The 24,598-nt window shown below is 39.5% G+C and carries 30 protein-coding genes; 15 read left to right on the top strand and 15 right to left on the bottom strand.

What is annotated here, in order from left to right:
* Positions 1–67 precede the first annotated feature (67 nt).
* The 14 genes from K245_RS0116715 to K245_RS28595 all read right to left on the bottom strand — a co-directional run bounded on the left by K245_RS0116715 (position 68) and on the right by K245_RS28595 (position 8,503).
* Positions 68–280: a hypothetical protein gene (locus K245_RS0116715; RefSeq protein ID WP_027360155.1), complete on the bottom strand. Its 213-nt coding sequence runs from the start codon at positions 278–280 to the stop codon at positions 68–70.
* A 53-nt stretch (positions 281–333) separates the two neighbouring features.
* On the bottom strand, positions 334–855 hold the full coding sequence (locus K245_RS0116710) for a hypothetical protein (RefSeq protein WP_027360154.1): 522 nt from the start codon (positions 853–855) through the stop codon (positions 334–336).
* A 27-nt stretch (positions 856–882) separates the two neighbouring features.
* Positions 883–1,299 carry a DUF7694 domain-containing protein gene (locus tag K245_RS25000; protein ID WP_051284266.1) on the bottom strand — a complete coding sequence of 139 codons (417 nt, stop codon included), beginning with the start codon at positions 1,297–1,299 and terminating at the stop codon, positions 883–885.
* Between the two features lie 16 nt (positions 1,300–1,315).
* The gene (locus K245_RS0116700; RefSeq protein ID WP_027360153.1) at positions 1,316–3,118 is read right to left on the bottom strand and encodes an ATP-dependent helicase; all 1,803 of its coding nucleotides are present in this window, start codon (positions 3,116–3,118) and stop codon (positions 1,316–1,318) included.
* Positions 3,111–3,686 carry a hypothetical protein gene (locus K245_RS0116695; protein WP_027360152.1) on the bottom strand — a complete coding sequence of 192 codons (576 nt, stop codon included), beginning with the start codon at positions 3,684–3,686 and terminating at the stop codon, positions 3,111–3,113. The genes K245_RS0116700 and K245_RS0116695 overlap by 8 nt, the downstream gene beginning before the upstream one ends.
* 9 nt (positions 3,687–3,695) lie before the next feature.
* Positions 3,696–4,685: an AAA family ATPase gene (locus tag K245_RS0116690; RefSeq protein WP_027360151.1), complete on the bottom strand. Its 990-nt coding sequence runs from the start codon at positions 4,683–4,685 to the stop codon at positions 3,696–3,698.
* Positions 4,686–4,874: 189 nt separating this feature from the next.
* Positions 4,875–5,372, bottom strand: coding sequence for a hypothetical protein (locus K245_RS0116685; protein WP_027360150.1), 498 nt, complete (start codon positions 5,370–5,372; stop codon positions 4,875–4,877).
* Between the two features lie 10 nt (positions 5,373–5,382).
* Positions 5,383–5,562, bottom strand: coding sequence for a hypothetical protein (locus tag K245_RS0116680; RefSeq protein ID WP_027360149.1), 180 nt, complete (start codon positions 5,560–5,562; stop codon positions 5,383–5,385).
* A gap of 16 nt (positions 5,563–5,578) precedes the next feature.
* The gene (locus K245_RS0116675; protein WP_027360148.1) at positions 5,579–6,919 is read right to left on the bottom strand and encodes a hypothetical protein; all 1,341 of its coding nucleotides are present in this window, start codon (positions 6,917–6,919) and stop codon (positions 5,579–5,581) included.
* Positions 6,916–7,062 (bottom strand): hypothetical protein, encoded by a 147-nt coding sequence (locus K245_RS27805; RefSeq protein ID WP_156906830.1) that lies wholly within the window; start codon positions 7,060–7,062, stop codon positions 6,916–6,918. Before K245_RS27805 ends, K245_RS0116675 begins: the two co-directional genes overlap by 4 nt.
* Positions 7,062–7,286, bottom strand: coding sequence for a hypothetical protein (locus tag K245_RS0116665; protein ID WP_027360147.1), 225 nt, complete (start codon positions 7,284–7,286; stop codon positions 7,062–7,064). The genes K245_RS27805 and K245_RS0116665 overlap by 1 nt, the downstream gene beginning before the upstream one ends.
* A gap of 80 nt (positions 7,287–7,366) precedes the next feature.
* Positions 7,367–7,651, bottom strand: a complete 285-nt coding sequence (locus tag K245_RS0116660) for a hypothetical protein (RefSeq protein WP_156906829.1) — start codon at positions 7,649–7,651, stop codon at positions 7,367–7,369.
* A 94-nt stretch (positions 7,652–7,745) separates the two neighbouring features.
* Positions 7,746–8,252: a hypothetical protein gene (locus tag K245_RS0116655; protein WP_027360145.1), complete on the bottom strand. Its 507-nt coding sequence runs from the start codon at positions 8,250–8,252 to the stop codon at positions 7,746–7,748.
* 44 nt (positions 8,253–8,296) lie between these two features.
* On the bottom strand, positions 8,297–8,503 hold the full coding sequence (locus tag K245_RS28595; protein ID WP_027360144.1) for a helix-turn-helix domain-containing protein: 207 nt from the start codon (positions 8,501–8,503) through the stop codon (positions 8,297–8,299).
* 107 nt (positions 8,504–8,610) lie between these two features.
* On the opposite strand from K245_RS28595, the gene K245_RS0116645 reads away from it, so the two are divergent.
* The 10 genes from K245_RS0116645 (at position 8,611) to K245_RS24995 (ending at position 19,508) form a co-directional block, all read left to right on the top strand.
* Positions 8,611–9,420, top strand: coding sequence for a helix-turn-helix domain-containing protein (locus tag K245_RS0116645; RefSeq protein ID WP_027360143.1), 810 nt, complete (start codon positions 8,611–8,613; stop codon positions 9,418–9,420).
* Between the two features lie 1,008 nt (positions 9,421–10,428).
* Positions 10,429–11,997 carry a P-loop ATPase, Sll1717 family gene (locus K245_RS0116635; protein WP_027360142.1) on the top strand — a complete coding sequence of 523 codons (1,569 nt, stop codon included), beginning with the start codon at positions 10,429–10,431 and terminating at the stop codon, positions 11,995–11,997.
* A 14-nt stretch (positions 11,998–12,011) separates the two neighbouring features.
* Positions 12,012–12,734 (top strand): FRG domain-containing protein, encoded by a 723-nt coding sequence (locus tag K245_RS0116630; RefSeq protein WP_027360141.1) that lies wholly within the window; start codon positions 12,012–12,014, stop codon positions 12,732–12,734.
* Positions 12,735–13,214: 480 nt separating this feature from the next.
* Positions 13,215–13,889 (top strand): hypothetical protein, encoded by a 675-nt coding sequence (locus K245_RS0116625; RefSeq protein ID WP_027360140.1) that lies wholly within the window; start codon positions 13,215–13,217, stop codon positions 13,887–13,889.
* Between the two features lie 3 nt (positions 13,890–13,892).
* Positions 13,893–14,525, top strand: a complete 633-nt coding sequence (locus tag K245_RS0116620) for a hypothetical protein (protein WP_027360139.1) — start codon at positions 13,893–13,895, stop codon at positions 14,523–14,525.
* Positions 14,503–15,582: an MBL fold metallo-hydrolase gene (locus K245_RS0116615; RefSeq protein WP_027360138.1), complete on the top strand. Its 1,080-nt coding sequence runs from the start codon at positions 14,503–14,505 to the stop codon at positions 15,580–15,582. Before K245_RS0116620 ends, K245_RS0116615 begins: the two co-directional genes overlap by 23 nt.
* 138 nt (positions 15,583–15,720) lie before the next feature.
* Entirely contained in the window at positions 15,721–16,665 is a 945-nt protein-coding gene (locus K245_RS0116610) for a GIY-YIG nuclease family protein (RefSeq protein ID WP_198013912.1), read from the top strand.
* Positions 16,666–16,772: 107 nt separating this feature from the next.
* Complete coding sequence (locus tag K245_RS0116605) at positions 16,773–17,597, top strand: hypothetical protein (RefSeq protein WP_027360136.1); 825 nt, start codon at positions 16,773–16,775, stop codon at positions 17,595–17,597.
* Between the two features lie 490 nt (positions 17,598–18,087).
* On the top strand, positions 18,088–18,687 hold the full coding sequence (locus K245_RS0116595) for a papain-like cysteine protease family protein (protein WP_027360135.1): 600 nt from the start codon (positions 18,088–18,090) through the stop codon (positions 18,685–18,687).
* Between the two features lie 137 nt (positions 18,688–18,824).
* The gene (locus K245_RS24995) at positions 18,825–19,508 is read left to right on the top strand and encodes a leishmanolysin-related zinc metalloendopeptidase (RefSeq protein ID WP_051284263.1); all 684 of its coding nucleotides are present in this window, start codon (positions 18,825–18,827) and stop codon (positions 19,506–19,508) included.
* 75 nt (positions 19,509–19,583) lie between these two features.
* On the opposite strand, the gene K245_RS28090 is transcribed toward K245_RS24995, so the two are convergent.
* Complete coding sequence (locus K245_RS28090; RefSeq protein WP_198013911.1) at positions 19,584–19,739, bottom strand: hypothetical protein; 156 nt, start codon at positions 19,737–19,739, stop codon at positions 19,584–19,586.
* 340 nt (positions 19,740–20,079) lie between these two features.
* Between K245_RS28090 and K245_RS0116585 the strand changes: the two genes are divergently transcribed.
* The 5 genes from K245_RS0116585 to K245_RS0116565 form a co-directional block, all read left to right on the top strand.
* A complete protein-coding gene (locus K245_RS0116585; RefSeq protein WP_027360134.1) occupies positions 20,080–21,021 on the top strand; it encodes a hypothetical protein in 942 nt (313 codons plus the stop codon).
* Between the two features lie 275 nt (positions 21,022–21,296).
* The gene (locus tag K245_RS0116580) at positions 21,297–22,283 is read left to right on the top strand and encodes a DUF6765 family protein (RefSeq protein WP_027360133.1); all 987 of its coding nucleotides are present in this window, start codon (positions 21,297–21,299) and stop codon (positions 22,281–22,283) included.
* A 240-nt stretch (positions 22,284–22,523) separates the two neighbouring features.
* Positions 22,524–23,624, top strand: a complete 1,101-nt coding sequence (locus K245_RS0116575) for a hypothetical protein (protein ID WP_027360132.1) — start codon at positions 22,524–22,526, stop codon at positions 23,622–23,624.
* 454 nt (positions 23,625–24,078) lie between these two features.
* On the top strand, positions 24,079–24,309 hold the full coding sequence (locus K245_RS0116570) for a hypothetical protein (RefSeq protein ID WP_027360131.1): 231 nt from the start codon (positions 24,079–24,081) through the stop codon (positions 24,307–24,309).
* A gap of 107 nt (positions 24,310–24,416) precedes the next feature.
* Positions 24,417–24,598, top strand: a 182-nt coding sequence (locus K245_RS0116565) for a transposase (RefSeq protein WP_027360093.1), incomplete at its 3' end; no start/stop codon positions are given.

Raw genomic sequence — 24,598 nt, 5'->3', positions numbered from 1 at the left:
CCCATATTCGGACAGGAATTCGTGAATACTCTTTCCTTTTTGAAATTGGATCATATTTTTTGCCATGCTACACCTCCATCATATCTGGATAATCTTTCATATGCCTTAAGATAAGCATGGCGGAGTAAAAATGGTAATCAAATTCTTTAATAGTTAACTGGTAGTAGCTGTTTGGGTTCAACCCCAACAGGATGCGGTTAAAGCCATCTCTGTCGAACCCAACAAGCTTTCCATTCTCCGGCCTGAAGAAGAATGGTATGGAAATTTCCGGATCTTGCATTTAAGCCTCAGCCATTGCAGCAAATATTGAGATAATTGTAACGCCTTCCATTATTAGGCCTCATTCCATATGATTTTTCCGGTTAAAAGAGCATCGATAACAGCATTGAATTCCGGACACCTGAACTGGGAGTCTACATAAACAGCGAGCTTGCGGTAGTCGTGCTTTTTTCTTTCTATAAAAGCTTCGGCTGCTTCTTTTGTAAAATGAGCGCAAACATAAACCCATTCATCCACATACCCAGTTTGGTTATAACCCAGTTCATCAAGCGCGGCGTACAGGTCGTCGTTTTCTTCTTCTTTGATCTTTGCCTCATCGCTTATACCAAGAATGCTTAAGAGTTTTTGAAGCTCGTCCGCGTCCATATCCTCGATGATTTCGTCTGTACTTTCATACTTTAAGTCGTCGTAGTACCATAAAGTCCCGTTACAGCAATCCATGTCGATACCTGTTTTCCGATCTTCATTTCTGACAAGGAAAATAGGATTAGCAGTGTAATGCCAATCGACTCCTTTGCCTTTGTTGTGGAAGCGCAAGCGGTCAATGAAATCCTGAAATTCTTCTTTTGTTTTCAAGTTGCATCTCCATTTCTTGCGTCCATATCAAGCAATGCTTCCATCGCTTCTTTTGAACCAACCAATCCTCAGAGGTTGAGGCAAAACAAACAGATGTCTCATATTCGCTACATTAACTATGTCCTGGTCTCTTGGGTAAACCTCGATGGCGTATTTGTCCCCCATGCCGACCTGACGTTTGATATCCTGAAGCTCTTCCCATGTGATTCCATCAACATATTGACCACCAGCAGTAACGGATGTGCGACAAACAGAAAGCCTGTAGCCATCCAGAGATTCATGGACTACCTGCACAAGGAATGCTCTGCTTATCCATACTTCTACCAAACCTGGATAAAGTCCTTGTTTTGGCCAATCTTCTTTTGGCATTTTTGTTAATACTGCTGGCCGTTTTAGGTTTTCTTTTTTTAAAGCCTTGCGTTCTTGGCGTGATAGTTCCGGCATTTATCCCCCTTTTCAGTTATATGCCTAAAGCTTCCAGTACGAATCTCGAAACTGGTGTTTCAATTTCTTTGCCGTAATCTGAAATGCTCTTTTCTGGCCTTACGCATAAAAAAAGTTCGTTTTTGGCTCTTGTCATGGCCACATAAGCAAGTCGTCTTTCGGCTTCCATGTCGTCGGTCGATTTAGCCTGTTTGGAAGGCATAATGTCTTCATTCATGCCGACAACATACACAACCGGGAATTCAAGGCCTTTACTTGCATGGATTGTCATCAGCTGGATGCCCTTGGATTTTTTCCTCCTGTCCTCCTGATCAGAATAGAAGGACAGCCATTCAAGATATTTGGGGCCACTGAGTGTCAGGGGGCTTGTATGAAGGGCTGGATTAGTGTGCGCCCATTCGTCTGCAATCTTTGTCGCGGCTATGGCAGCCGTGTATTCATCTATCGAAGCAGTCGGAGACTCCTCGCAACCGAGATACATATTGAAGGCTCTTGCAACAGCTCCTGAAAGAGTTAACTGGTTGCGCTCTTCGTAGATTGAGTATCTGCCGCCCATTGCCTTCCATGCATTGAAATGGCTTGTCAGATCCTGGGTGGCCTTAAGGCGCACCTGTAAAAAATCCTCATCAGAAACATGCAGCACCTTGCGGGACATTGCGAAGGCAAAATTATCAAGAGGATTCAGAGCAAGTCTGATCATGGAATTGAGCCTGCAAAAGCCTTCTTTCTTAAAGTCGCCTGAATCTTTTCCTGTGTATGTATGCTCAACTTCTGACTCTCCAAGCAGAAAAGATAGCTTTGCAAGGAATCCATGGTTTCGAGACAAGACAGCTATTGATTCAGGAGTGCAACCTTCTGCAAGCTTGTCTTTAAGAACCTGTGCCGTTTTGGCAGAGTCACATGAGTCAATGAGTGTTACATCCCAGTTATCCTCACCACCTCTTGCCGCTGACATGAATATCGGTTTTCTTTTCTCATTGTTGGTTATTACTCTGGTTGCTGCGTCTACTATCTGAGGAGTGCTTCTGTAATTGATATCCAGACAATGTATTTCAAAGGTACGCATATAATTAAGCATCAGATAAGGCTCAGCACCACGAAACGAATAGATGGACTGGTCAATATCACCGCATAAGAACAGATTGGCACTGAACAGCTCAGTCATTTCGATGATAAGCGACCATTGTGCAAAGTCGTTATCCTGGCACTCATCGCATAGAATATGCTTGATATTCAGCATTCCGGAATAAAGCTTGAGTGTCTGGAGTGTCCTTGTAATGATTGAACCGTGGGTCAACGCATTGTTCTCAAGAAGTCTTCTTTCAAGACCTCCTGCAATGTCTCCTGCTGACGTATTTGATGCAGGCATGAGCTTGGCGTATATTTGCATCAGCTCTGCCTTTACAGCTTTGCCTGTAACCTTTTTCCATTTACCGTCTTTGAAATATCCTCGTATTGAGGCTTCGTCTTTTAAAAGGAAATCTTCTTCAAACTCACCGTATATAGAGATGTCGTCTTCCGACACGATCCCTGCAAATTCAGGAAATCTCTTAAGGAGCTGAAGGCATACACTGTGCATCGTTCCGATGGTCACATGCTCAGCTGCTTTTCCTATCGAAGCCTGGAGCCTTTCCTTCATTTCCTGTGAAGATGCACGGGTAAAGGTGAATGCCATTATTTCATAAGGAGACACGCCGTCCTGTATGAGCCTCGCTATTCTGGCGATAAGAGTTGTCGTCTTGCCTGAACCAGGACATGCCACACACATAATTGAAGAATGATTTGAGTCAACAGCCGCTTTCTGGTTTGAATCAAGCATTTTCTGCCTCCCTGCTTATGACTTTGAATCCGTTACTTTCAGCCGGCGTATGGCAAGTGAAGATGAACGCCTGGAGTGATTCGACGCTATTCATTGCGACCATTGCCTTTGTCAAAGTGGCATCATCCATTTCTGCCGCCTCAACGAGAATTACATTTGCTCCGCAAGCTCTTGTAATGGCCATATTCATCATAACCTTTTCACCACCTGACAATGCAGCGTACCTTGTCGGGATTCCTCCATTGATCAGCAGAATATCGAGGCCTTTGTTGTTCGCGTCGAAGTCTATCTGAACAGTTCCAAGGGGCAGGATGTCATTCATCATTTTAGAGAACTCGGTTATAGCCACTTCAGATGCGGCCTTCCTGTCTGCCAAGGCTTTCTCAAGATCAGCCTTCTTTAACTCAAGAACTTTTTCAGCCTCTTTTCGGCCTATTTCCTGATCAATTATATTTTGGTCTATGCCTGCAATCTTGATGAACGCCGCTTCTGTACGCCTTGCTTCGGCTATTCTGGATTTGAGGCCATTGATTCTTGCCTGTATCATCTCGCTTGTTTCTGTCTGCATATGGCCTCCTTATGCCGCGTATTTTCTGAGTTCTTGTTTTGCGACCATTACCGCAAAGCAAGTGCTTGAACATCCAGTTACGACCATTGCATCAATAATTTTTATGATAGAATCTTTGGGGCTGGTTGCGTCATTACGAATTAGAACTTGTGGAAGTGGTGCTGGTTTATTTAAGATATCGCCATCAGTTATCAGTGCATCTGTATGTGGCTTTGCTGGAATAGGTTGTTCTTCGGGAGCAGGGACGGTATCATCAACAAGCGACGGAGCAGCAGCAGGCTGTTGCTGCTCCGATTGGAGAGACTCCTCCTGCTCTTTCCTGAACCGTGCTTCTGATATCTTTGCTGCTTCGCATTCCCTTATTGCTGCTTCAAGTTCAACTTCTGCCGTGCTGATTATATCCCTTATCTGGGCCACATTCCCTGGAGGAGGATTTTGGGAAGATCTGTAAACTCTCTGCTGTTCGATGGTTCGGTCTATACCCCGGATTGTTTCCTGCATTCTCTTTATGCCATCCCTGGCATCTTCTATTCTGGTCTCAATGTCGAATGTCTCAGTAACAGAAAACATGCTGAAAATTATTTCGGCTTTTTTCTGGTTTGATGCTTCAGTAAATAACCCCACATCAAAAAGTATCAGGCCTGAACTATATATAGCGTTGGAGTATTCTGGTTTGGTTACCTTTTTACCATTGATGGTCAGCTTTTCGGTTACGCTACCTGATTTGGTTTTTGTAAGACTCCGTTCAAGCCTGGTCCCGTTGTCTAGAACGACTCCTGTTGTCATTGTTTCCGGATCAGAAGAGAATGCGTCGAATATTGCTCCGTTCTGTTTGATTGTTTCTGTACCAGCAGGATAATAACCAAGCAGCGTGATGGCAATGGCGTTGGCTACCGTTGTTTTACCGCTTCCCACCTTACCAGTGAACAGGGTGAGTCTTTCGACATCCATTTCAAAGGATGAGCCTTTTATATTTTTTGTAATGACCTTTTTAATCATTTTTATAAGTCCTTTGTGCAAGAAGATCCGAGATGATTTTATCAAATGATTTTTCTTGGCGATTAAGCAGTTTTATTGCTTTTAAAAAGCAAAGATGTTGAATGACAGAAAAACAACAACAACACATTAAACACCAGAAAAGGATGATTCCTTGGACGTCGCTCATTTTACTGCACCTATAAGTTCTTTTTAAGCAGCTACCATGCGACGAGGGGCTTCATCCTGCTTGGCCTCTTCCCATGTCGTAAATAATTGACTTACCTGAGCTTCAAGTTCGGGGCGTTTCATGCGCTGCTCGAAATATTGATACAAAGCCTGGAGTGGAGAAAGTATGGATTCCAGTTTAGCAATTTTGTCGGGATTGCCATTTCTCTCATTGAGTTCACAGACTCTTTCAGATACCTGGCCGATCACTAATCCGACGTATACAATGCCGTTCATATCCCTGTTTTCAGCTCTGGAATTGAAGTTATCGACCTTATTGCTGATGTATTTCAGATCTCCGAGATCAAGCTGGTTTCTGAAGTAAACCAGCACGGGTTCTGCCGTAGCGATTAGATCATCAAGTAGCGGGTGGATCTGTTTCACTTTGGGCCTGTTAACCAGATAATAATTTTTCATCTGACGACCCATCTCGAATGCAAATCCTGCTGCAGTCGCCATGTCTCTTGTTGCTTTGCTTGCCATAAAGACCTCCTTAAACTAATTTTATATCCTGCCTGTTGACTGGCTGGCTCCAGTCCGCAAGTATCAGCCTTTCCCCGCAAAACCCTTCAACATGTGACTCAAGACAATATCCGGGGCAAAGCTGTGCTATTACTATCGCTCCGGGCTTAACTTCTCGATCCGGCGTATAAATCTGGTTTGCGTTGTTCATGTGCTTGCCTCCTAAGCTACTGCCGAGTGTCTATGATTTCATTTACACGCGCGATAACTTCCATTATCCAATCTCTGGAAGAGGTGTTTTCTACGCCTCCGCAAATTTTGACTGCCTGGGCATACTCATCAGGAAAATTTTGTTTGATAGCCTGATAGTTGTTCCATAGCCTGCGTCTGAACTCGGCTGCCTGATCCAACGGAGAATTACTGGGTGGCTGTGATTGTTTTCCCGGAGCATCAGCAGGCGGCTGTTCAATAATCGGTTCGGATTGTGCTGCATGAGTATCTGATTGCGGAGTTTTCTGTGGAAGAATCTCATATTCTGCATCCTGTGCTTCAGGCTCAGTTACATTAAGTTCTTCTGATTCAGAGATTGAAACTTCTTCAGCTCCGACACCAACAATCTCGACAGGCTTTGCTTCATCATTGGATATTATATTTTCAAGCTGCTTTCTGAGTTCTGCGTACTGAGATCCGTTCCATCGGATAATTCCGTCGTTACTCGGAATCCAAACAGTTATCTCCATGTCCCATACCTGAAATGGCGTTACGGTTTCTTTGGTGTAAGTGTATTTTTCTCCGTTCTTAGTCCCTTCGGCAGGCGATCTGTAGATCTGGCCCGGAACTTCCGCAAGCCCTGTCAGGTGCTTAACTACATTTCTTCTTGCAAAGGTCTGGGCTGTATCTATTATTTTTTTCTCTCTGGCGGTAAGATTGGAATACCAGTCTATCGCATCTTTGTGGGCAGTGTTTACCCATAGGCTTGTGGCCTCGTCGAAAGGGTATCTTGCCCATGTTTCCCCGGCTTTAGATTCAGGTGTGAGGTCGTTAGGCAATAGTTTGAATGCCTGGGCAGTCTTTTTGGCTTTGGATATAAGATCTTGAAGCCTGTATGAAGGTATGTCGAAAACCGTTGTCCAGTCCGCTACCTGTGGCATTCCAGCAGGGCTGTAGCGATAGGCAATTGCCCTTGCATAACAGGATAGAATCCTTCCGGTTTTGGGATCTCTGGTCATGTGCGGATTTGCCTGCTGTTTTCCGTCAACCATGACTGAAGCAGGAAAAACAACCTGTATACCACTCTCATTTGCCAAAACTTCATAGCCCTTTGCAGACAGAACGTAAGGCCCGTTGTTTGTGATCTGCACCAGGTGGCGCTCTGATGCAGTAAGACGAATCCTTTTCTTCATTGCCCGGATGTCACCGTTCTTGTCTTTGAGAGCGAAAAACTCATCATTGCCAAGAACCATCACGTCCTTGCGTTCGCCCTCAAGAGACTCGATATATCTGGTGAGATACATTCTCTCATTGTCAGGAAGGGCATTGACTATGCTATCTATGTCTGCGTTTTTCATGCCTGTACACCTCTGCTTCTCAGAAAGGCGTTGCAATCCGCTATGGCTTTTTCTGCCATGGCGAATAGCTTATCATCATGTCCACGTTGAGCCTTTTTAACTACTGGTGTCACTGGCTTGTCGATCTTTTTAAGAGGCTCCATTATGCCATTACCTCCTTGTTGGGATTGCGGAATATATTAAGGAAGAAAACGAGGATGGGCGACAAGGGCTTGTAGTTATAAAAGGCTACATCTATTCTTCCATTTGGTTTTTCAAGAACAAGGAATATTAAGCCGAGGATTCTCGTATATTTAGCGTCCCATATGCCAAGCTCTCTGAATTTCCTCATTTCAGCAGTTACTTCTTTATCCGTAACTCTATTCATACTGTGTCCTCCTGGTTAGGCTATTGTATCCAAAGTCGGTTTCTGGTTTTGGGACTTTTCTTGCGTCCATGTTTTTAATATCAATGAAATGAATTGCGTAACTTGTGAGTAAGGTGAGCAGCAGGCCAATCACCCAAATCAAAATTATTTTTTTCAAACTGGACCTCCTGTGTGTTGATGCGGCTATCGGTCTTTCCACCAGGAAATGTCATGACAAGAGAAACTGAGATCGCAACATCGAGACCGACTTGGTTGATTGGGCTGCCGCTATAACCCTTAGGAGTAGCGATCCGTCTGGTATATTTTTTTAAAGGGGGTGTTGGTAGATTAAGGTCTGAAAATACAATGGATTTTACGTTTTTCATGTCTGCCTCACTTATGGCGCAATCCATCTGTACCGTTCGCCCCCACGGCTCCTGGTTTTTGGCTCGCCGCCAGCTTAGTTGTTTTAAATTCTATTTATACTGCGATTTTTATTTCTCTCACGTTGTCTTGCTTTAGCTTTTCAGCATTGAGACAGCTCTGGATGTCGTTTAGTTCCACTCGTACTGAATCCAGTAATTTTTCTATCTCCGCCATCTTTGACGGGCTGGTATTGCTATCTGCCTTTGCTGCCCTTATCGCTTTTTGAAGATCGCCGAATGCGATGTGAACATCTCCAAATTCTGTTTCAATGTCTTCAGTGCGTGTGGAGTGAACTGTCATAGGAAGGATGTCCCAGCCTTCAGGGCAAAGGAATTTTTTGACATCACGATCACCGCCGGTAACGATCAGGCATGCATGAAGGAACGGGAGGCTTATTTTGATGTGTCCGTCAAAATAATCGTAGACAGTCCGAGCTTTAAGGCCGAGCATATCGGCTACCTTCTGAACGGGGTTATCATATTCTCTGTAGAGAAGAGCCGCTTTTAGCTCTGCTGCGATTTCTGAATTTGTAAATCCGATCATTTTTCCGCTCGTTTTCATATGCTGTTTCCGTGGTATTGTTTTTTAAAAGCTTTATTGTGTTTTTAAAGCTTGTTTTCTTTTGAGCTAAGGACTGTCTTTATTTCCTCGAAACGGCCTTCTGCCCATAAGATAGGATCAGTGTCTGTTGCAGCACCTAATTTCTTGGCTGTTTTCCAAGAAGGGATCTTTTTACCTTTGAAAAAAAAAGAAATAAATGCGTCGCTGACCCCGGCCTTTTTTGCAATTTGAGTTTGGTATCCGTGTTTCATGAGGATATATTTAACAAGCAGTATAAAAGTTTGTCAATATTTTATTTTCACAAATAGTGAAAAACTGAGTTATTTATTTTTTAATCAAATTAACTGATAGTTAAATCATGGATATTTATACTGAAATATATGAAGCTTTCATGATGGCTCTTAGGTACTTTGTTGAGAAAGAGGGGTACGGCGGGCGTTCATTTTTAGCGGCTAAAGCTAATATTTCAAGTGCTTTGATGACCCAAATACTTCATAAAACTAAGCCGAAGCCTGTTGGTAAGAAATTACAGGGACAATTAGCAAACGCTTGCGGGCATGAACTTGATGACTTTATTGAATTAGGCAGAAAATTATTGTCAGAAGGCAAAACAGAAACAATAACACCCGACAAAAAACAACAGAACCATGATTTAATTGAAAAAAATAAATCCGTAAGTAAAATATCCGAAGATAATTTATTTCCTGAAAGACTTGCGATTCTCATCAAGGAGAAGGCCAGGGTTTCACAGGCGGAGTTTTGTAAAAAAACTGGAATAACAACAAGCTATTTGTCGATGATTTTAAGCGGCAAAAGAGGCCCATCCGCAGATTTAATTTCCGGTGTTTATATTCACTATAGAGAATTTTTTGATTGGTTAATTTCTGGCGTAGATTCAGATGAATCTATGGATTTATGTGCTGACCCAATTGTTCAAGAGCATGTTGGTATTGTAAAAAAATTCAGTCACAAAGAACAGGTCAAAAAAATCAATGAGCACCTGCTTGCAATAGACAAACAGTATCCAGAGAATCTGAAAGAGGTTGAATGGATTTTGCAGGGGATGGCGGCTGGTCTAAAATTCAAATTTGAGGTCGTCAATAACAGCTTATTATCAGGCCAATCAGGTGATAATAGGGGAAAGTTCAAGAACGGGACAGAGGACTGACCCGGCTGGACAAGCATGAGCGGATTAATGTCTGGATAGATAAACACGGAATTATTAGAGGTATCAAGCGTGGTTGGTCAAGAAATCCTGCCAGACTGATAGGGAAAGAAGCCGTTTCGTTTATTCCGTGCAAACTCATGGCAAAAAAATTCACAGAAGCGATTAATAGAGTATGGGATTATAACGATCCCACTTTGTGGTTTGATATCGAAATTGAGATAGATAATTACCGTCATCTACGCCAGTGTCATATATTAAAAGATCCTAAAAATCCCAGACGTATCAATATCCTTTTTTACGCTGTTGAGATGTGATTTAACAATTCCTGCAAATCATTAACAACTGCCTTATTATATCTTCCTACATTTGATGAATTTTGCAGAGAGTAAAAAATAAATAGACAAAACGATAAATAATGTGATTTGAATAAACATTGTTTTTTTGAAGTTTAAACGATACCGGTATTTCCCATGATAACAGCAAAAAAAGGTGATAGATGGGGAATGTGGCCATTATATTGCTCCGGTGATTAAATATATAAAAAAATTGAAGCGTAATTCCTTCTAAATCAAGTAACAACATGGAAACCAAGATTTACATATTATGCCACCGGAGCAATAAAAGATAAGTATCTGATCACAGGGTAAAGATATTGAATTTATTGGCTTAAATAATTAAGTTATTAAAGTAGTAAATATACAACATGCTGAAATAATTGAATGATAGTAATGCAAAGTAATTAAATACGCATGTATCACATTCAATAATTTCAAGATGTTAAATAGCAGACCCCCTGTGATCAGATACAAAGATAAACAATCTTTTCCTTTATTCATGATTGAATTTTGATGGTTTCGCAAAAAGTCAAAAAAGGGCGGTGTCCTCATGCCGGACTTGATCCGGTATCCAGTATTTTCAGATACTTCTGGATTCCGCCCTGCGCCGGAATGACGAGAATCTGACTTTTTGCGACCTTGTTAATCTATTACCCAGTTAATAGGAGAAAATATGCCACCATCCAATATGCCTTTTGGTGATCCAGACGGATCGAGAGCTGATCTCGCAAATAGCATGAATAAGTTTGTCACATTTCAAGACGAATCTGTTTGGGGTGGTATCGCAATGGAAAGTAATGACTTTTCAGCAAGGGTAATTGCAGGTCGTAAAGGATCAGGTAAAACAATATATTTACGCCGTTTAAGAGCCTCTTCCCATGAAGAAAATTCAATATACGGAGAATCATATCTTGATGATATCCAACAGAATATTCCAAATACTGAGTTGATTGTTAAATTTTGTCAATGGTTTAAACCAGTTGATTTAACTGAAAAATGGCGTGAGTTATGGCGCAGAGCTATTTTAAGATCATTGTTTACTCATATTGTTCACAAAAAACAATTGAGTGTTTTTGTTTCAGATAATGAAAAAAAGAAATTAAATGAAACCTATAAAGAGATATTGCCATTTGCACCAACTCCTCTATCCATCTACAGCCAAGTAATAGATATAATCCACCAACACCGCTCAGGACGCCACTTTACAATTTTTTGTAATTCTCCACTATGGGAAAGCTTAGAATATGATTTGGGCGAAATTTTAAAAACTATGCCTCCAGTTTGCTTCTTTGTAGATGCTGTAGACGACGAATTTGCTCATGCTCCTATGTACTGGCTTAGATGCCAGAAAGGTTTATTTTATCAGGTCATGCGCTTTCTAAGGGATTCACGCCTTGGTTCAAGGCTTCACATTTTCATCTGCATCCGAGATTTAGTCCTTGCATCTGTATTTAGAAGTGAGCATCAAACTCGTTATAGGGATCAGCCACATATTAGAATTTTAAAGTGGGATAAGGAATCCATCAAGTTGCTACTAAGAGCAAAAGTATTTACCTTAGAAAAGCATTTTTATTATGATCAATCATCCTCTGGAAATTCTGTTTCAGATTGGCTTGGTACTGATTTCATTGAAAATGGTAAAAGAAACATATTTGAGCCAATTGAAAGCTATATATTAAGACACACAAGGCTATTACCTCGTGATATTATTATCATCGGAAATAGAATTTGCTCTGAAATTAAGAAAAATCATGAATTTAATATGAATCTGAGCCCAGCTGCTATAATTAAGAAAGCCGTTCACGAATGTACAAAGATATTCGCTGCAGAACAGATAGCAATTTGCGGCAACCATTTATCATCAGACATGATGCCAGAGCATGCTGCAGCGCACGAGTATTCAGGAATATATACAAGCGAAAAAGAATATGTTGAAGATATTAGTCATAAATTAATTAAGTTACTAAAAGAACTAGAATCCGATATGTTTTTTGAAAATGATATTCGGCGTCTCTCGACGCTTAGCACCAGGCTATTTGGTGATACTTGGAAGCCATTTAACGTTTTATGGCAGCATGGTCTTATAGGCTACATAGATGAAATGGATTTGGAACCAAAATTTTACTCAGAAACACATTTAGATCATTTTTTACTTCCCAAAAGCAACCGGGGCTACATAATGCATTCTTGTTTATGTGATTATTTAGGCCCTCAAAAATTATGCTCTTTGCTATTATTCTAAAATTGAGGATGAACATGGGCGCAATTGAACATTTTTCTTTTGATTCATGGAATGAATTTAAATCTGAAATTATACCCGACTTGTTTTCTGATAATATTTTTAGAGAGGGCAAATTTTTATTTCGTGGACATCGTTCTTCTGAATGGCAACTCATATCATGTTATGATAGATTTAAGTATAAACATGATAAATTTTCAAATTTGATCGATATTTTTAAAACTGAGTGTCAGAGTTTAGATATTGAACAAAAAATAATTGATAATGATAAATATCTTATTGCTTTTGCTCAGCATCATGGCATTCCTACGCGATTATTGGATTGGTCTAATAGTCCATATATCGCTTCTTTTTTTGCTTTCTCAGATTACATTTCAAATGATGGAGATTTAGTTGACAATATATCTATTTGGGTTCTAAACACCGAATGCGGCATATGGTCTCATGATTTAGGCGTTGAGATTATAAAAATTCCACATATCGGTAATATACGAATTAGAAATCAAAACGGATGTTTCACATTATCTAACACGCCTTTTAAATGCCTTGAAGAATATGTTGATTATTTATCAAGCCAATGTAATGGATGGGCATTAAGAGAATATACTATTCCTTCAGAAGAATATTTAAAAGCAATTTCCGATTTAGATTCGATGGGAATTAACTGGAGTAGAATTTTCCCAGGAATTGAAGGAAGTGCAGCATCTTCATTTGTCAAATGGAGATGTCAAAATAATTAGGGGCTTTAGGTATTGTAGGTATTGGAGTCTTATCCATAGATTATCCATTTTTTTAATAAAAAGGATAATCTATGGGAAATGCAAATTTACCAGACGCTATCTGGAGTAAAATATTGATTTTCTTTAAAACAGCAGCGTAGGCTGGGTTAAGGCACGAAACTCAGTATTTTGGCTACCATACGAAAAATCTGATCTTGAGGCTACAATAAGCCTCCATAAATTCAAAGAAATTAACAGTACTATTGTTACAAGTATTATAAATATGGTACGTTGTTTTCTATTGCCAAATTTGGTTTTGTCTGTTTGCTAATAATGGCATGCTTGGAAACAAAAGCGGATAATTCCTTATCTCGCTATTAGTCAGAATGCCAACCTGTTTTGGGCATTCTGATTAGTGTTACAATATTACAACTGTATTGTGCTAAGAATTCTTATCGTAACTGAGGGGGAAAAATTTATGCAAATTTGCTGGAGAAAAGGATGAAACCGTATTCTTTTGATATAGAGCATATTAGTCTGGTTTTTATTGGTAAATTCAATCCATCTATTATTTCACCTCATTGGTTAGCTTATAATAATTTTATTAGTAAAACTGAAGCTGAAAAAGCGAAGATAAATATTATACATAAAGATGTTTCTTCATTTGAACTGGATATTTGCCGATTTGAGGTTACAGATGATAAATTCCAAATTAGTTCTGAAATTGATTATAGCTATAAGCATGTTTGTGATTTGGCTCAAAATATATTGAACGAACTAATTCATACCCCAATAACCGCGTTTGGGTTTAACCTTGGTAGGCATATCCGCTTTGATAATGAAAAATTAAGAGATTCATTTGCATATACAATCTTTAATAAGGAAAGATTTAAGAATATTTTTTCAGAGCCCGCCTTATTTAAAATTAATTTGGCGGATAAGCAAAACAATGACAATCTTATCGATGGTCGACTTTCTTTGTCAATAGAGGCCTCTTCTCTATATAGGTTCGATGGGGTTTTTGTCTTGGTTAATAACCATTATCAAAGGCCGGGTCAAAAAGATGTTTATGGGTGTAACGATATATTAGATTCTTTGATATCCAATAGGGATGTTTTTTACGACAAAGCGAATTCTTTAATTATTGATTTGTTCGATAAATCTGCAGAGGAATAAAAAATGGATACTGAAGAAAAAGACTGTATTACAACTATAAAGTCAAGTGGGAATGGGAATGACATTCTATATATTTCTGAGATATCTTTTACTGACCATAAGGATGTAGAAATAGATTCAGAGACAATACAACATAGGCTGTTAAATAAAAAAGATGATACATATGAGACTTCTACAAAGAGAAAAATAATAGAATTATCAGAGAGCATATCTACTGCTGATCAAAAAAAAATAAGTAATAATGATAACATTAATTTATTAACCCCCAGTTTTTGTAGTAATTTTTATAAATCTGTAAAACAATGGGAGGGAGTTGTTATTGAAGTGTGTGACAATTCTTTTTGGGCGAGGCTAAAGGATCTTGATAGTGGTTATGAAGAAGAGGTTGAGCTTCCTATAATTGAATTATCAGATGACGATGAACGTCAGTTAGTTAGTGAAGGCTCTTTTTTTACATGGAGTATCGGTTATAGGATTACGCGAGGTACCAGAGAAAATTTATCTGTTATAAAGTTTAGAAGATTACCTGTATGGAGTAAAGCTCATCATAGATTGACAGGCGAATTTGCAAATGAAATAAATACTTATTTTAATAATGATAATAGCATAGTTAATGAAATACATAGCGCCAGTTAAAGAAAATATAGAATTATTGGTATTCGGCCCAGGCTATGGGGAATCGGTGTTGATGCATGTTGATAAATCTTGGCTAATAGTAGATTCATGTATAGAACCGGATTCAAAAAAACCAGCAGCTATAAATTACTTAGAGAGAGCTGGTATTCCTTTGGCATCTGTTAAATATATTATTATCACGCATTGGCATGATGATCATATTCGTGGTATTTCTGAAACAGTAGAAAGATGTAAAAATGCTAAGATTATAATATCTCAAGCTATATATTCTGATGAATTTGTTAAAATTATGGACTGTTATTCAAAAGCATATAAATCACCCCTTAAAAATGGCCCAGATGAAATAACTGCTGTTTTTAGACAAATTATAAAAAATAAAAGAGAGTATGATTTTGTAAGCGCTGATAAAGCTATTTTGCTGAGTACAGATTTTAGTATATATGCCCTGTCCCCTTCTTCTGAAGAATATTTTAGATCAATGCAGACTTTTGGTAAGTTATCAACTCAATTAGTTAAGGAAATTAAAAGAATCCCTTCTCCAAAAACAAATGAAGCTTCAGTCGCTTTACTTATTAAAACAAAAAAGCATTACGTTTTATTAGGAGCGGATTTAGAGTATTCTGAAAATAATAATAAAGTTGGATGGGAAGCAGCCTCAAAATGTCAGTGTATTTCTCAGGCTCAGAAAGCTTTTATTTATAAAATAGCCCATCATGGATCAGTTAATGGCGATTATGATGTTATTTGGAAAGAATTATTAGAAGAGAACCCTTATGCTATAGTAACTCCATTTATAAAGGGCAGACATGAATTGCCTGGAGTCCTAGATTTGCAGCGCATATCTTCAAAGACTAAAAATGCATATTTAACAGCACCTATAATAAATAAGAAGGCTAAGACTGGTAGTAAGATGGTAGACAAAATAATGGATTCAACTGTTATTCAAAGACGTCCTGTAAACCCATCTTTTGGTTGTGTAAAAATTTGTTATGATCCAGATTCCAGGCATGAGTCTTTAGTAATAGAAAAAACACTTTCAGCATCATTAATTAAATAAAATTTAGAAGCTTTATTGAATTCCAAGACCTCCATACTTAATTTTTAGTAGTTCAGACTTAATCTGACAGATACCGGTTTTGAACTACTGGTTTCGACACAATTCTTAAGGTCATTGGGGCATTAGGTTTAAAACTACATGCTGAAGCAGCTCACGCGAATAGCTAAAAAGCCCAACAAGTCGCCCAAGCTGACGCCGACACGCACCGATTTCACCAGTAATGCAACGGCGGCGCAGCTTAGCTCACCGTTATGCCTCAAGAAAGGCCAAGATAATATGAATATAGATCAATTCATGCCAGATTTAAACGATGACTCTCGTTTTAGATTTCATTTGGCAAAAACCGAACCAGAGGGTGCAAGGCCACTTGATGCATTGGCAAAATCAGATAACGATTGGCTTGGCTGGCAAATTTATTCTGGAAACAAACGTGAGAGATTTGTGAAGGAGTATATTGTCAGTTTTGCACAAATTTCTGGATGCAAATTTCTTTTTGGTGGGATTTTCCGGATTGTAGACCGGAGTAAAGACGGATACCGAGTCGAATATACAGATCAATACACTGATTTAATTGGACGTTTAATCCTAAATTACACTGGAGATAATTCACGAACTACTTGCTTTACTCCAGGCTATGTGTTTTCCAATTCTTTTGTTCAGGGAATTTATGAATCAAGATATCGAGGAGAGCAGTTCAAATCATTTGAAGAAATTAATCACAGTTTCTGGGCCATTGAGGTTATCATTAAAAATGATTTGCCCGACTGGAAAGCCGCACTCAGCAGCGTATTTGGAATATATTTAATTTCGGACAGTAGTACTGGAAAGCATTACGTTGGCTCGGCATATGGCGAGGGGGGGATTTGGAGTAGGTGGGCAAGCTATGTATACTCCTTTCACGGAAATAACGCCGATCTAATTGAACTTTTTGAGAAGAAGGACGCTTCCTACTTCAAAGAAAATTTCAAGTTTGCAATTCTTGAGATTCTACCAGCCACAAAATCTCAAGCAGAAGTGACATCCAAAGAGTCATTATGGAAAGAAAAATTGTTCACCAGGCAATTTGGACATAATAGAAATTAGGAGGCATAACAAGTCGCCCAAGCTTACGCCGACACGCACCTATTTTTCCAGTAAAGTATCGGCGGCGCGGCTTAGCTCACCGTTGGGCTTGAAATAGGGGAGGAAACATGACTGAAACAAATCGACATACTCAACTTGAAGAAGAACTGTTAGCAGCTCAAGTACTCAAAACGCAACGGGAAGCGGATGCGCTTAATAAGACTACCTTTGAAAAAGGAGCCTCAATATTTGTTGAAGGAATTAAGCTTGTGGGTGCCCTTATAATAGGTGTTGGTGGTTTATTAACAGGTTTTCAAGGATTGGAGCAAGCAAAAAAAGCGCAGCAAGATGCCGACAAAGCGATAGCTGCAAAACAAGCAGAACTGATCGGAGTTGAATCCAAGTTACAAAATAGAGCAGCAGCGCTACAAGTAAAAGAAGAAGCTTTGTTTTCTGTTGATTCGCAACTCAAAGATGCCTCCAAGCAACTGCTTCAAATGAAATTAGATATAGCGACACTTCCTCAGAATCAAACGACAAAAGAGCTTCAGACAAGTCTGGATTCTCTAGATACATCGATAGGGGAAGCATACGTTAGTAGTGGTTCAGGCATAACAGCTCCATCGAATGCATCAAGTGCAGAGCCACTCGATTCGCTTATTGAAGGTTTATTTGCAGAAACAGCATCGAAGCGAGGTGAAGCATATCGAAACTTAATGACTGCCTACGGCACCGACAGCAGAATGATTGGCTCTTTGATTGAATATGCAAGAGCCAATAAAAGCAATTCAAACGGTATATACAATACGCTTGTGGTTTTGAGCCACGTCAACTATTCAAAATTGGAAAATATAAATATTCAAGAAATTAGAGATTTTGCCGAAAAAGTTCGCGCTAATGGTGAAAAAACATCTCAAAGAGTTGATGTCTTATTAAAAAGGCTTCCTAAATAAAAAAATTATGCCTAACATGGGCACTGGGCTCACACTATTCCGACATACAATATATTGTTCTATAACAAGTCTTGAAAACACTTCATTTTGTATATTTTCGGGTCATGGAATGATACGAGCCCAGTGCCATCTGAGGAAGAGATCAGTTTAAATAATTTTCCGATTTTGCCAATTGAGGGCACAAACGCCATTGAATACCATAGAAGTGGTCTAAGGGTTTGTAAAATAATAACATGGTCATTTTATAATAATTTATATGCATAATTAAAGAATGTTAACACACTTAAGCAGCCATGTTATTTTGCTACAGCTCCTAAGACAAATTGCATTGGCATCAGATTCTGGTTTATCATTTTCAATTTTAGAATAGTTGCTAACAATACTCCCATGCCGACGCCGGGGGCCAGCGTCGCTTGACCCAAGCGCATCTGCGACGCAGCTTACCTTATCGTTAATACGACAGCTCAGTAAATATGAAATAGGAGACTTTATGAAAAGTAATCGTATTAAAATCGGTTTTAACATTTTTAAAACAATATTGTGTTTGTCTTTAGTTTTTTCCTCGTCAACAATAGTTCATGCTCAAGTACCACCCCCTGTTGATATTCCAGTACAAAATATTCCACAAGAAACACAAGTTTGGTGCTGGGTAGCAGTTGCACAGCAAATAATAATGTTTTGCCAAGGTCCTCAGCGGACTCCGCCTCAGTGCGCTTTGGTAGCAATTGCAAATGATGCACCTCCACAAGCATGTTGTTCGGGATATAATCCAATGTGTGTGATAACTGGTAGCACACCTCAAATTCAGGGTTTGATAGCACATTTTGGAGGTCGCTATTCAGGAATTGCCCCACCTGCAGATCCAATGACACTGTATAGAACTTTAGCATCAGGTAAACCTATAATACTTCAAGTAAGAACTGGTATGCAGAGCGCACACGTTGTTGTACTCAGGGGCATGTCATTTATGCCCACTCCATATGGAGCAGAGCCTGTATTGCATATTAATGACCCCATGGCTTATTTTACTCAACCAGTACCATTTTCAAATTTAATGCGAATATGGATGAGTGCAATAGTTGTCCATTAATGTTCAAAAGCCGCATAACACATCGCTCAACTGGTCAAGTTTTTCTTCCGCTTCGCTCCAGAAATACTTGCCGTTTAGCTAGGCGTCGGGCCGACATTATTAGTTCCACTTAAATTTCACTTAACAGGAGTAAAACTATGACAACACTGGTGACTTACAAAATCGAAGCAGACAACAGCGGAAGGCTCAAGACAGCAGGAAAAACAGCCTGTAATTTTTGGAACCGCTTTGTCTCACCGAGACAATCAATTGTCATCCGTCTTGGCATATTTACAAGCTTTGGGAATACCATTGCCAGAGCATACAAGCCATATCAGAACGGCGGAATCATTTACGGGGTTGTCGAATTCAACACCAAATATTTGGCGGAGTTCTCCGATAACAAGATTGCAGGCACCGTTGTTCATGAGATAGGACATACTCTTGGTTTTGGGTGGGATCACTGGATGACTTTATTCAATCAAAGTGATGGTCATTTTAAGCAGGCTGCCGTCTCCATACTTCCTAGTCTGGCTGAAATGCAAGTAGAAACCGACTATGGCCCTGGCACCACTCTAAGTCACTGGGACGAGGAATCATTCGGAGGAGAGCTAATGACAGGCTTCAAAAACTCTGTCGAGTATGTTCTTCCAGTTACCATTGACGTAACAGAGCTACTTGGACACACGGTAATTGAGCAGTTGGCGAAGAGGACATACCTTGATGAGTTGCTGACAGCGCTTAAGGATGTTCAGTTCGCCTTAACGGACGTTGTTGAATCACTCGATAGAGATTATTTTGTCGAAACCGAATTGTGGGAAGAAATTTATACAGATAAGTGAAAAAAGCGGCCGTAATCGCCTAACGAACAAGGATAGATCGTATGAGCCTAAGCGAACCACGATCTTATCCGGTTGTTAAACAAGCTCAAAAGGCTTAGCCGCAGAAACGCTTGAGCCGTATGACGTGAAATTGTCACGTACGGTTCTGAGGTGGGAAAGAGGCTGTGAAGCCTCTTTCCTACCCGATCCTACTCCGAAGACTCGGAGATTTATCTTAAAGTTACTATGCATTTTGTGCCTGCTCCATTGGTCTTTTGGCCAAAAAAAGTGCTGGAAAATGCAATTTTAGCCAAAAGTTCAGATCTGATAATTTCAGCTACTTAATGGTAGTTACTTGGAAGCCTCCCGATGGGAATTCCGGTTTTTGGGTTTTCTGCGTTTTTTTTACTGGGTGTTTTGATGTTTTGAATTTTTCACCGAATCCAGCGTGGCTAAATTTATGGTTTTTCACTGTCAGCGGCTCAGTATTCAGATTTGGACTTTTTCAGGTAATTTCACCAGCAAAAGCTGCGACTCATTCTGCTTCTGTTCGGCGTAGCTTAAGCTTCACGTTAAGGAAAGGAGTAGTTTTTTGAAAGCGATAATATGCGAATCATTAGTGTATAACTTGAAGTATGGGGTGCCAATAGAAACAAAGTCTTGCCTAAGTTTACTTAGTAGTATCATTTGCTCAAACGTGTGTGATGATGAATTTATGCATAGATCGTCTGCTGCAGAACTAATATTCGATGTAGAGCGGTTTTTCCCAGTAAAAAAATATGAAGAAGAAAAATACGAAGCCCGACAAAAACTATTAAAAAAAATTGAAAATGAATCTATTCTATATAATCCGGATAATATATCATGGTTTATGGATTCTGATAATGAAAATGAAAAAAAAACTTTTGATAGTATATTGAAGGATATCTCTCCTATATATTCAGAAAATATAAGTGACATAGCATTTGTATTGAGCAACGATCCATTTTACACTCAGCAATTTATTTGTCATTTAGATCCAAATAATACTGATGCGACTTTAGGTATCTTAGCTACAGCAGGTATTGAGTTTTGTCTCCCTGCTATTTATTGTAAAGATCGTGAGACATTAGAAAAAATAAAAGAAAAGTATGAAGAAGAAAGACTAGACTATTTAGATTATTTAACCAAACATCTTCAAGAAATACACATAGATATTGTGAATGGAGATAGTAATATTGTTGATTTATACAAGTTTGTTTCTCGTAAAGTTGCTCCAGAGCTTAAGATAAGAGCCAAAAAATTTGAAGTGGCAGTCAGCAAGGCCGATGAAAAAACAAAACGCAAGATTTTAATAAGGTTTAATGATATGATACCTCGTATTGGATCTGCTCTGGCAAGTGGTCAAGGTATAAAGGCTTCCGTTGCCGAAGCTGTGCTTTCAGCATTTTGCGGTTCTTTATTTGAATCTGAAGCAGCTTATCGAGAAATGAGAGTAAAGCATCCTGAAGCTGCTTATATATATAACTTAAAAAAAGAATTACGACTACCATAACAGGGAACTTCACTATATAATGAGATTGGCTGAAAAAGTAGACTCCAACGTTAGTTTTTGAAAGGGCATTCTGTATCTCAGCTTCTGCAATGGCAGTCTTTTTAGTTTTAATATTTTTAAATTATTAGATATAATAATATTAATCTCGCTAACAAGTCGCCCAAGCTAACGCCGGATATTCAATAACTTGTTCAGGCGTAAAGGCAAGGCCGGCACGGTATAGCTAACGAAGATAAATAAGCAGTTTGTATAAACATCCAATAGGGCAATAAAAAATGGCCAATGAACTTTTTCATTTCTACGGGCTTCAGGCAATTTTAACTGACTTAGGTCTTCAATGCTTAGAAGCTAATACAATTGCTTCAGCGTCGCAAGCTGTTGACGATTTTCATGAAGATAAACTAATTACTTTTGAAAACGGTGAGCTATTCTATCCAATTATCACAGCCCATAAAATGCTTGACTCAAAGAACCTGGACAGTCGTGATGCGAGCAATATATGGATGCCATTTCACTTTTTCCCCGATAGAGATGGCGTTTGCCAGCCTGACACAGAAAATATTGAAAAACTGATAGAGTTTGTTAAAGAATATCAGTTAAATAATGATATAGAAAAACATCTTTTACATGGTATTTTGTTACATATTTATGTAGACACTTATACACATCAAGGCTTCATGGGACTTCATTGCAAGCATAATGATATCTCTAATCTCGACGATAAAGATTCAATTGATATTAGCTGGTTGGCTGGTAATCTTCCTCCTTGCATAGGGCATGGTGAAGCATTGACTTACCCAGACGACATGTGGAGACGATGGAGTTATACAGATAATAAAGGCAATACAATAAATCGAGATAATCAAAATACCTTCATTAGAATTGTTAAGAATATTCGAATATTAATGAGTGAACTCGGTTATCAAGTAAATGAATTATCAAACGCACAATTGAGAGCCTATAAAAATATTTTTAAAATCAAAGGTGACAATTCTAAATACGAAGATAGAATTATAAATGAATTTAATTCTATTACTATTGATAACGTAGGTAATGACAAAAATATTGATTATCAAAAATGGAAACAGAGCATAATGAAAAAAGTCCAATCAAAAGAGAATAAATATATTCGAAGCAATTCATTGGATTTTTCGTTTGATGAATCTAAATGGTTTCTATTTCAGAAAATTGCAAAAGATATCAGAACTTTTTTTAAATCTGAAATTTTTCCTAATATACGTATAACGACAACAATTTATTAAATATAAAAGTTCATTTTTTGCATTACACGGTAAACGCTCGCTTGTAATTTGGGTTTGGCGTTCTAACTGTGGGTGGTGTAATACATCAATATACAAAAAACGCATAATCAGTTGCCCAAGCCGACGCCGACACATCAATTTTACTATCTCATACTTAGGGTTCAGGCACCACCACCTGTCTGGCATGCTTGATTCATTATCTCGATACGACCAAACAAATATAAGGAGTTAAAGCATTCTATGAGTAATCGAACTTACATCGCTACCCGTCACCCCGTCAGTACGCAGCATTCTATCCCTCCCACTTCGTTTCTCGACCAGTTAATCGATGCGATTGATCCATTGCCGAACGATGTTTTCGCGGAGAACCCTATATTCGATATTTATGCAGTAATGAAGGGTTCACTCGGCCCCTATACAAGCTTAAAGCATCGGAAAGCAGTTATGTGTGAGGTGCTGCGCGTACAGGCGGCTTTTGAATCGGACTGGAATTGGAACGAAGGTGTGGATATCAACAACCTTCGCTCCTTGACGCATATTGAGGGAGAGGAAACAGGAGCCTTTCAAGTATCCTTCGATAGCACGGCCCTTGGTCATTCGGCCATGATGCCCTTTGCTATCTCTCATCAAATAGAAACGCCCCAGAAATTTATTCATACGATGAAGAGTGACCACCGATTGGCAGTGGAATATTGCGCTAGGTTATTGCGCATTAGCACAGCTTGGTGCGGCACGATCAAGAATCCCGCTCAAGTTATTTCCCATGTGCGGCGTGATGCTGTGGAGGAGTTTCAGACCTTCTTGCACGTCGGTATTGATGTCCCCCTGACCGCAGGTATAGCTAACTCTCCGGGAAGTCTCGCTCCGGGGGGTGGCTGCGGTGCTGAAGGCACAGGCGATAAGGCGCGAACCCTAAAGGTGGTTCAGATTGCCAACGATCCTAGCGCTTACCAAAAGGTGCAGGAGGAGGCAGCCAAAGAATTATTCAAGCTAGCCGATGAAGATTGGCCTCATGATGGCTGCGCCATCAATCTTTCAAACCTTTTGCAGGCAGGTGGAATTCCTGTTCCTGATATATTGCAGGCTCTGGCGCTGGGCAAACATCTGCGCGATCACCGCGGTTGGCAAGTTATTCCCAACGGCCAACAACAACCCGGCGACGTCGGCTCAACCTGCGGATCCACGCCCAACCACGGCTTCGATCATATCTACTTGGTGCTGCAACGCGTGGACAATGATGAGATGGTCATCGCCGATAATCAGAAGCCTAAACCGCATACAAGATTTGTAAGCGGCAAAGGAGGGAAGACCCCGACGAAATTCTTTCTGCGAGCGACCTGAAGTAGGTTGACCAGTAGGACACATTGAAGTTGCGAAGTGCATCTTTTTAGGCCGATTATCACATTATTCATCCGGCCTAAAACGAATACGGGTAGATCGTGTGAGTTTAAGAAACACGTCTATCCGGTATTTTTTGTGTTCGGGTGTAATTTGGATGTGTTAGATATTTTTTTATTGGATACTTGATATCATTCGATCTTGAGTTAAAAAACCATTGCATAAAACATAGAAATATCTTAAGTAGAAAAAAACGCCCCCACAGCGTCCATGGTTTACAGAAGAACCTAATCTTCTGAACCCTGAAACGGGATAAATCCGAATCAGGAATCGCCGTCAGCTCAAGCCGAAAATGTTTGGGCTTTTGGTGTTTGTGTAAAACACTATTTTGAAATTTTTTTTAAAAAAAGTTTCAAATATAGAAAAAGCCCATTCCCGTAGGCACAAGGAGACGGAAATGGGTTTTTTTGCGTTTGGCGACTTAAGAAAAGAAAACACCATAAAAAGGGAAGAATCCCTGCCTCATGGTGTAAGCATCGAAAATGCTCTCACTCAAGAAGGCATGTTCTATTGCGCTACATATAGCTGCCATATGCTTGAGAGGGGTTGCATCGCCAATCAAAAAATGGCCAGTGGCGTTCAGCCTCTCGGTAAAACTCCACTCCATCGTGAATTATGTCTTAATTAATCCTAAGTAAACCCCCGGCTCTGCCGGTGGACTCACAGAGTTTGACATATCCAGGAATAAGAAGAAGTCTCCAATAACTGAACCGCCTAAAGTTAAAGGAGACTTCAATGACCGAGACACAAAGCCTAAGCCATAGTGCCTGGGAATGCAAGTATCATATAGTATGGATTACAAAGTATAGAAAAAAGACTATTTATGCAGAATTGAGGCGATATTTGGCCAGGCAAAAAGAATGTGCAATATTGGAAGGCCACTTGATGTCAGATCATGTTCATATGCTTATTTCGAT

Origin of the sequence: Desulforegula conservatrix Mb1Pa (genome assembly GCF_000426225.1) — a bacterium.
In the GTDB taxonomy this organism is placed as follows: domain Bacteria; phylum Desulfobacterota; class Desulfobacteria; order Desulfobacterales; family Desulforegulaceae; genus Desulforegula; species Desulforegula conservatrix.
Note: the sequence above shows the minus strand (reverse complement) of the source record. Positions and strands in the feature narration are given on the sequence as shown.

Bases quoted from the DNA above. Each gene is read 5' to 3' on its own strand.
- K245_RS0116715 (WP_027360155.1), bottom strand. From the start codon at position 280: ATGCAAGATCCGGAAATTTCCATACCATTCTTCTTCAGGCCGGAGAAT.
- K245_RS25000 (WP_051284266.1), bottom strand. From the start codon at position 1,299: ATGCCGGAACTATCACGCCAAGAACGCAAGGCTTTAAAAAAAGAAAAC.
- K245_RS0116700 (WP_027360153.1), bottom strand. From the start codon at position 3,118: ATGCTTGATTCAAACCAGAAAGCGGCTGTTGACTCAAATCATTCTTCA.
- K245_RS0116695 (WP_027360152.1), bottom strand. From the start codon at position 3,686: ATGCAGACAGAAACAAGCGAGATGATACAGGCAAGAATCAATGGCCTC.
- K245_RS0116690 (WP_027360151.1), bottom strand. From the start codon at position 4,685: ATGATTAAAAAGGTCATTACAAAAAATATAAAAGGCTCATCCTTTGAA.
- K245_RS0116685 (WP_027360150.1), bottom strand. From the start codon at position 5,372: ATGGCAAGCAAAGCAACAAGAGACATGGCGACTGCAGCAGGATTTGCA.
- K245_RS0116680 (WP_027360149.1), bottom strand. From the start codon at position 5,562: ATGAACAACGCAAACCAGATTTATACGCCGGATCGAGAAGTTAAGCCC.
- K245_RS0116675 (WP_027360148.1), bottom strand. From the start codon at position 6,919: ATGAAAAACGCAGACATAGATAGCATAGTCAATGCCCTTCCTGACAAT.
- K245_RS27805 (WP_156906830.1), bottom strand. From the start codon at position 7,062: ATGGAGCCTCTTAAAAAGATCGACAAGCCAGTGACACCAGTAGTTAAA.
- K245_RS0116665 (WP_027360147.1), bottom strand. From the start codon at position 7,286: ATGAATAGAGTTACGGATAAAGAAGTAACTGCTGAAATGAGGAAATTC.
- K245_RS0116660 (WP_156906829.1), bottom strand. From the start codon at position 7,651: ATGAAAAACGTAAAATCCATTGTATTTTCAGACCTTAATCTACCAACA.
- K245_RS0116655 (WP_027360145.1), bottom strand. From the start codon at position 8,252: ATGAAAACGAGCGGAAAAATGATCGGATTTACAAATTCAGAAATCGCA.
- K245_RS28595 (WP_027360144.1), bottom strand. From the start codon at position 8,503: ATGAAACACGGATACCAAACTCAAATTGCAAAAAAGGCCGGGGTCAGC.
- K245_RS0116645 (WP_027360143.1), top strand. From the start codon at position 8,611: ATGGATATTTATACTGAAATATATGAAGCTTTCATGATGGCTCTTAGG.
- K245_RS0116635 (WP_027360142.1), top strand. From the start codon at position 10,429: ATGCCACCATCCAATATGCCTTTTGGTGATCCAGACGGATCGAGAGCT.
- K245_RS0116630 (WP_027360141.1), top strand. From the start codon at position 12,012: ATGGGCGCAATTGAACATTTTTCTTTTGATTCATGGAATGAATTTAAA.
- K245_RS0116625 (WP_027360140.1), top strand. From the start codon at position 13,215: ATGAAACCGTATTCTTTTGATATAGAGCATATTAGTCTGGTTTTTATT.
- K245_RS0116620 (WP_027360139.1), top strand. From the start codon at position 13,893: ATGGATACTGAAGAAAAAGACTGTATTACAACTATAAAGTCAAGTGGG.
- K245_RS0116615 (WP_027360138.1), top strand. From the start codon at position 14,503: ATGAAATACATAGCGCCAGTTAAAGAAAATATAGAATTATTGGTATTC.
- K245_RS0116610 (WP_198013912.1), top strand. From the start codon at position 15,721: ATGCTGAAGCAGCTCACGCGAATAGCTAAAAAGCCCAACAAGTCGCCC.
- K245_RS0116605 (WP_027360136.1), top strand. From the start codon at position 16,773: ATGACTGAAACAAATCGACATACTCAACTTGAAGAAGAACTGTTAGCA.
- K245_RS0116595 (WP_027360135.1), top strand. From the start codon at position 18,088: ATGAAAAGTAATCGTATTAAAATCGGTTTTAACATTTTTAAAACAATA.
- K245_RS24995 (WP_051284263.1), top strand. From the start codon at position 18,825: ATGACAACACTGGTGACTTACAAAATCGAAGCAGACAACAGCGGAAGG.
- K245_RS28090 (WP_198013911.1), bottom strand. From the start codon at position 19,739: ATGCATAGTAACTTTAAGATAAATCTCCGAGTCTTCGGAGTAGGATCG.
- K245_RS0116580 (WP_027360133.1), top strand. From the start codon at position 21,297: ATGGCCAATGAACTTTTTCATTTCTACGGGCTTCAGGCAATTTTAACT.
- K245_RS0116575 (WP_027360132.1), top strand. From the start codon at position 22,524: ATGAGTAATCGAACTTACATCGCTACCCGTCACCCCGTCAGTACGCAG.
- K245_RS0116570 (WP_027360131.1), top strand. From the start codon at position 24,079: ATGGGTTTTTTTGCGTTTGGCGACTTAAGAAAAGAAAACACCATAAAA.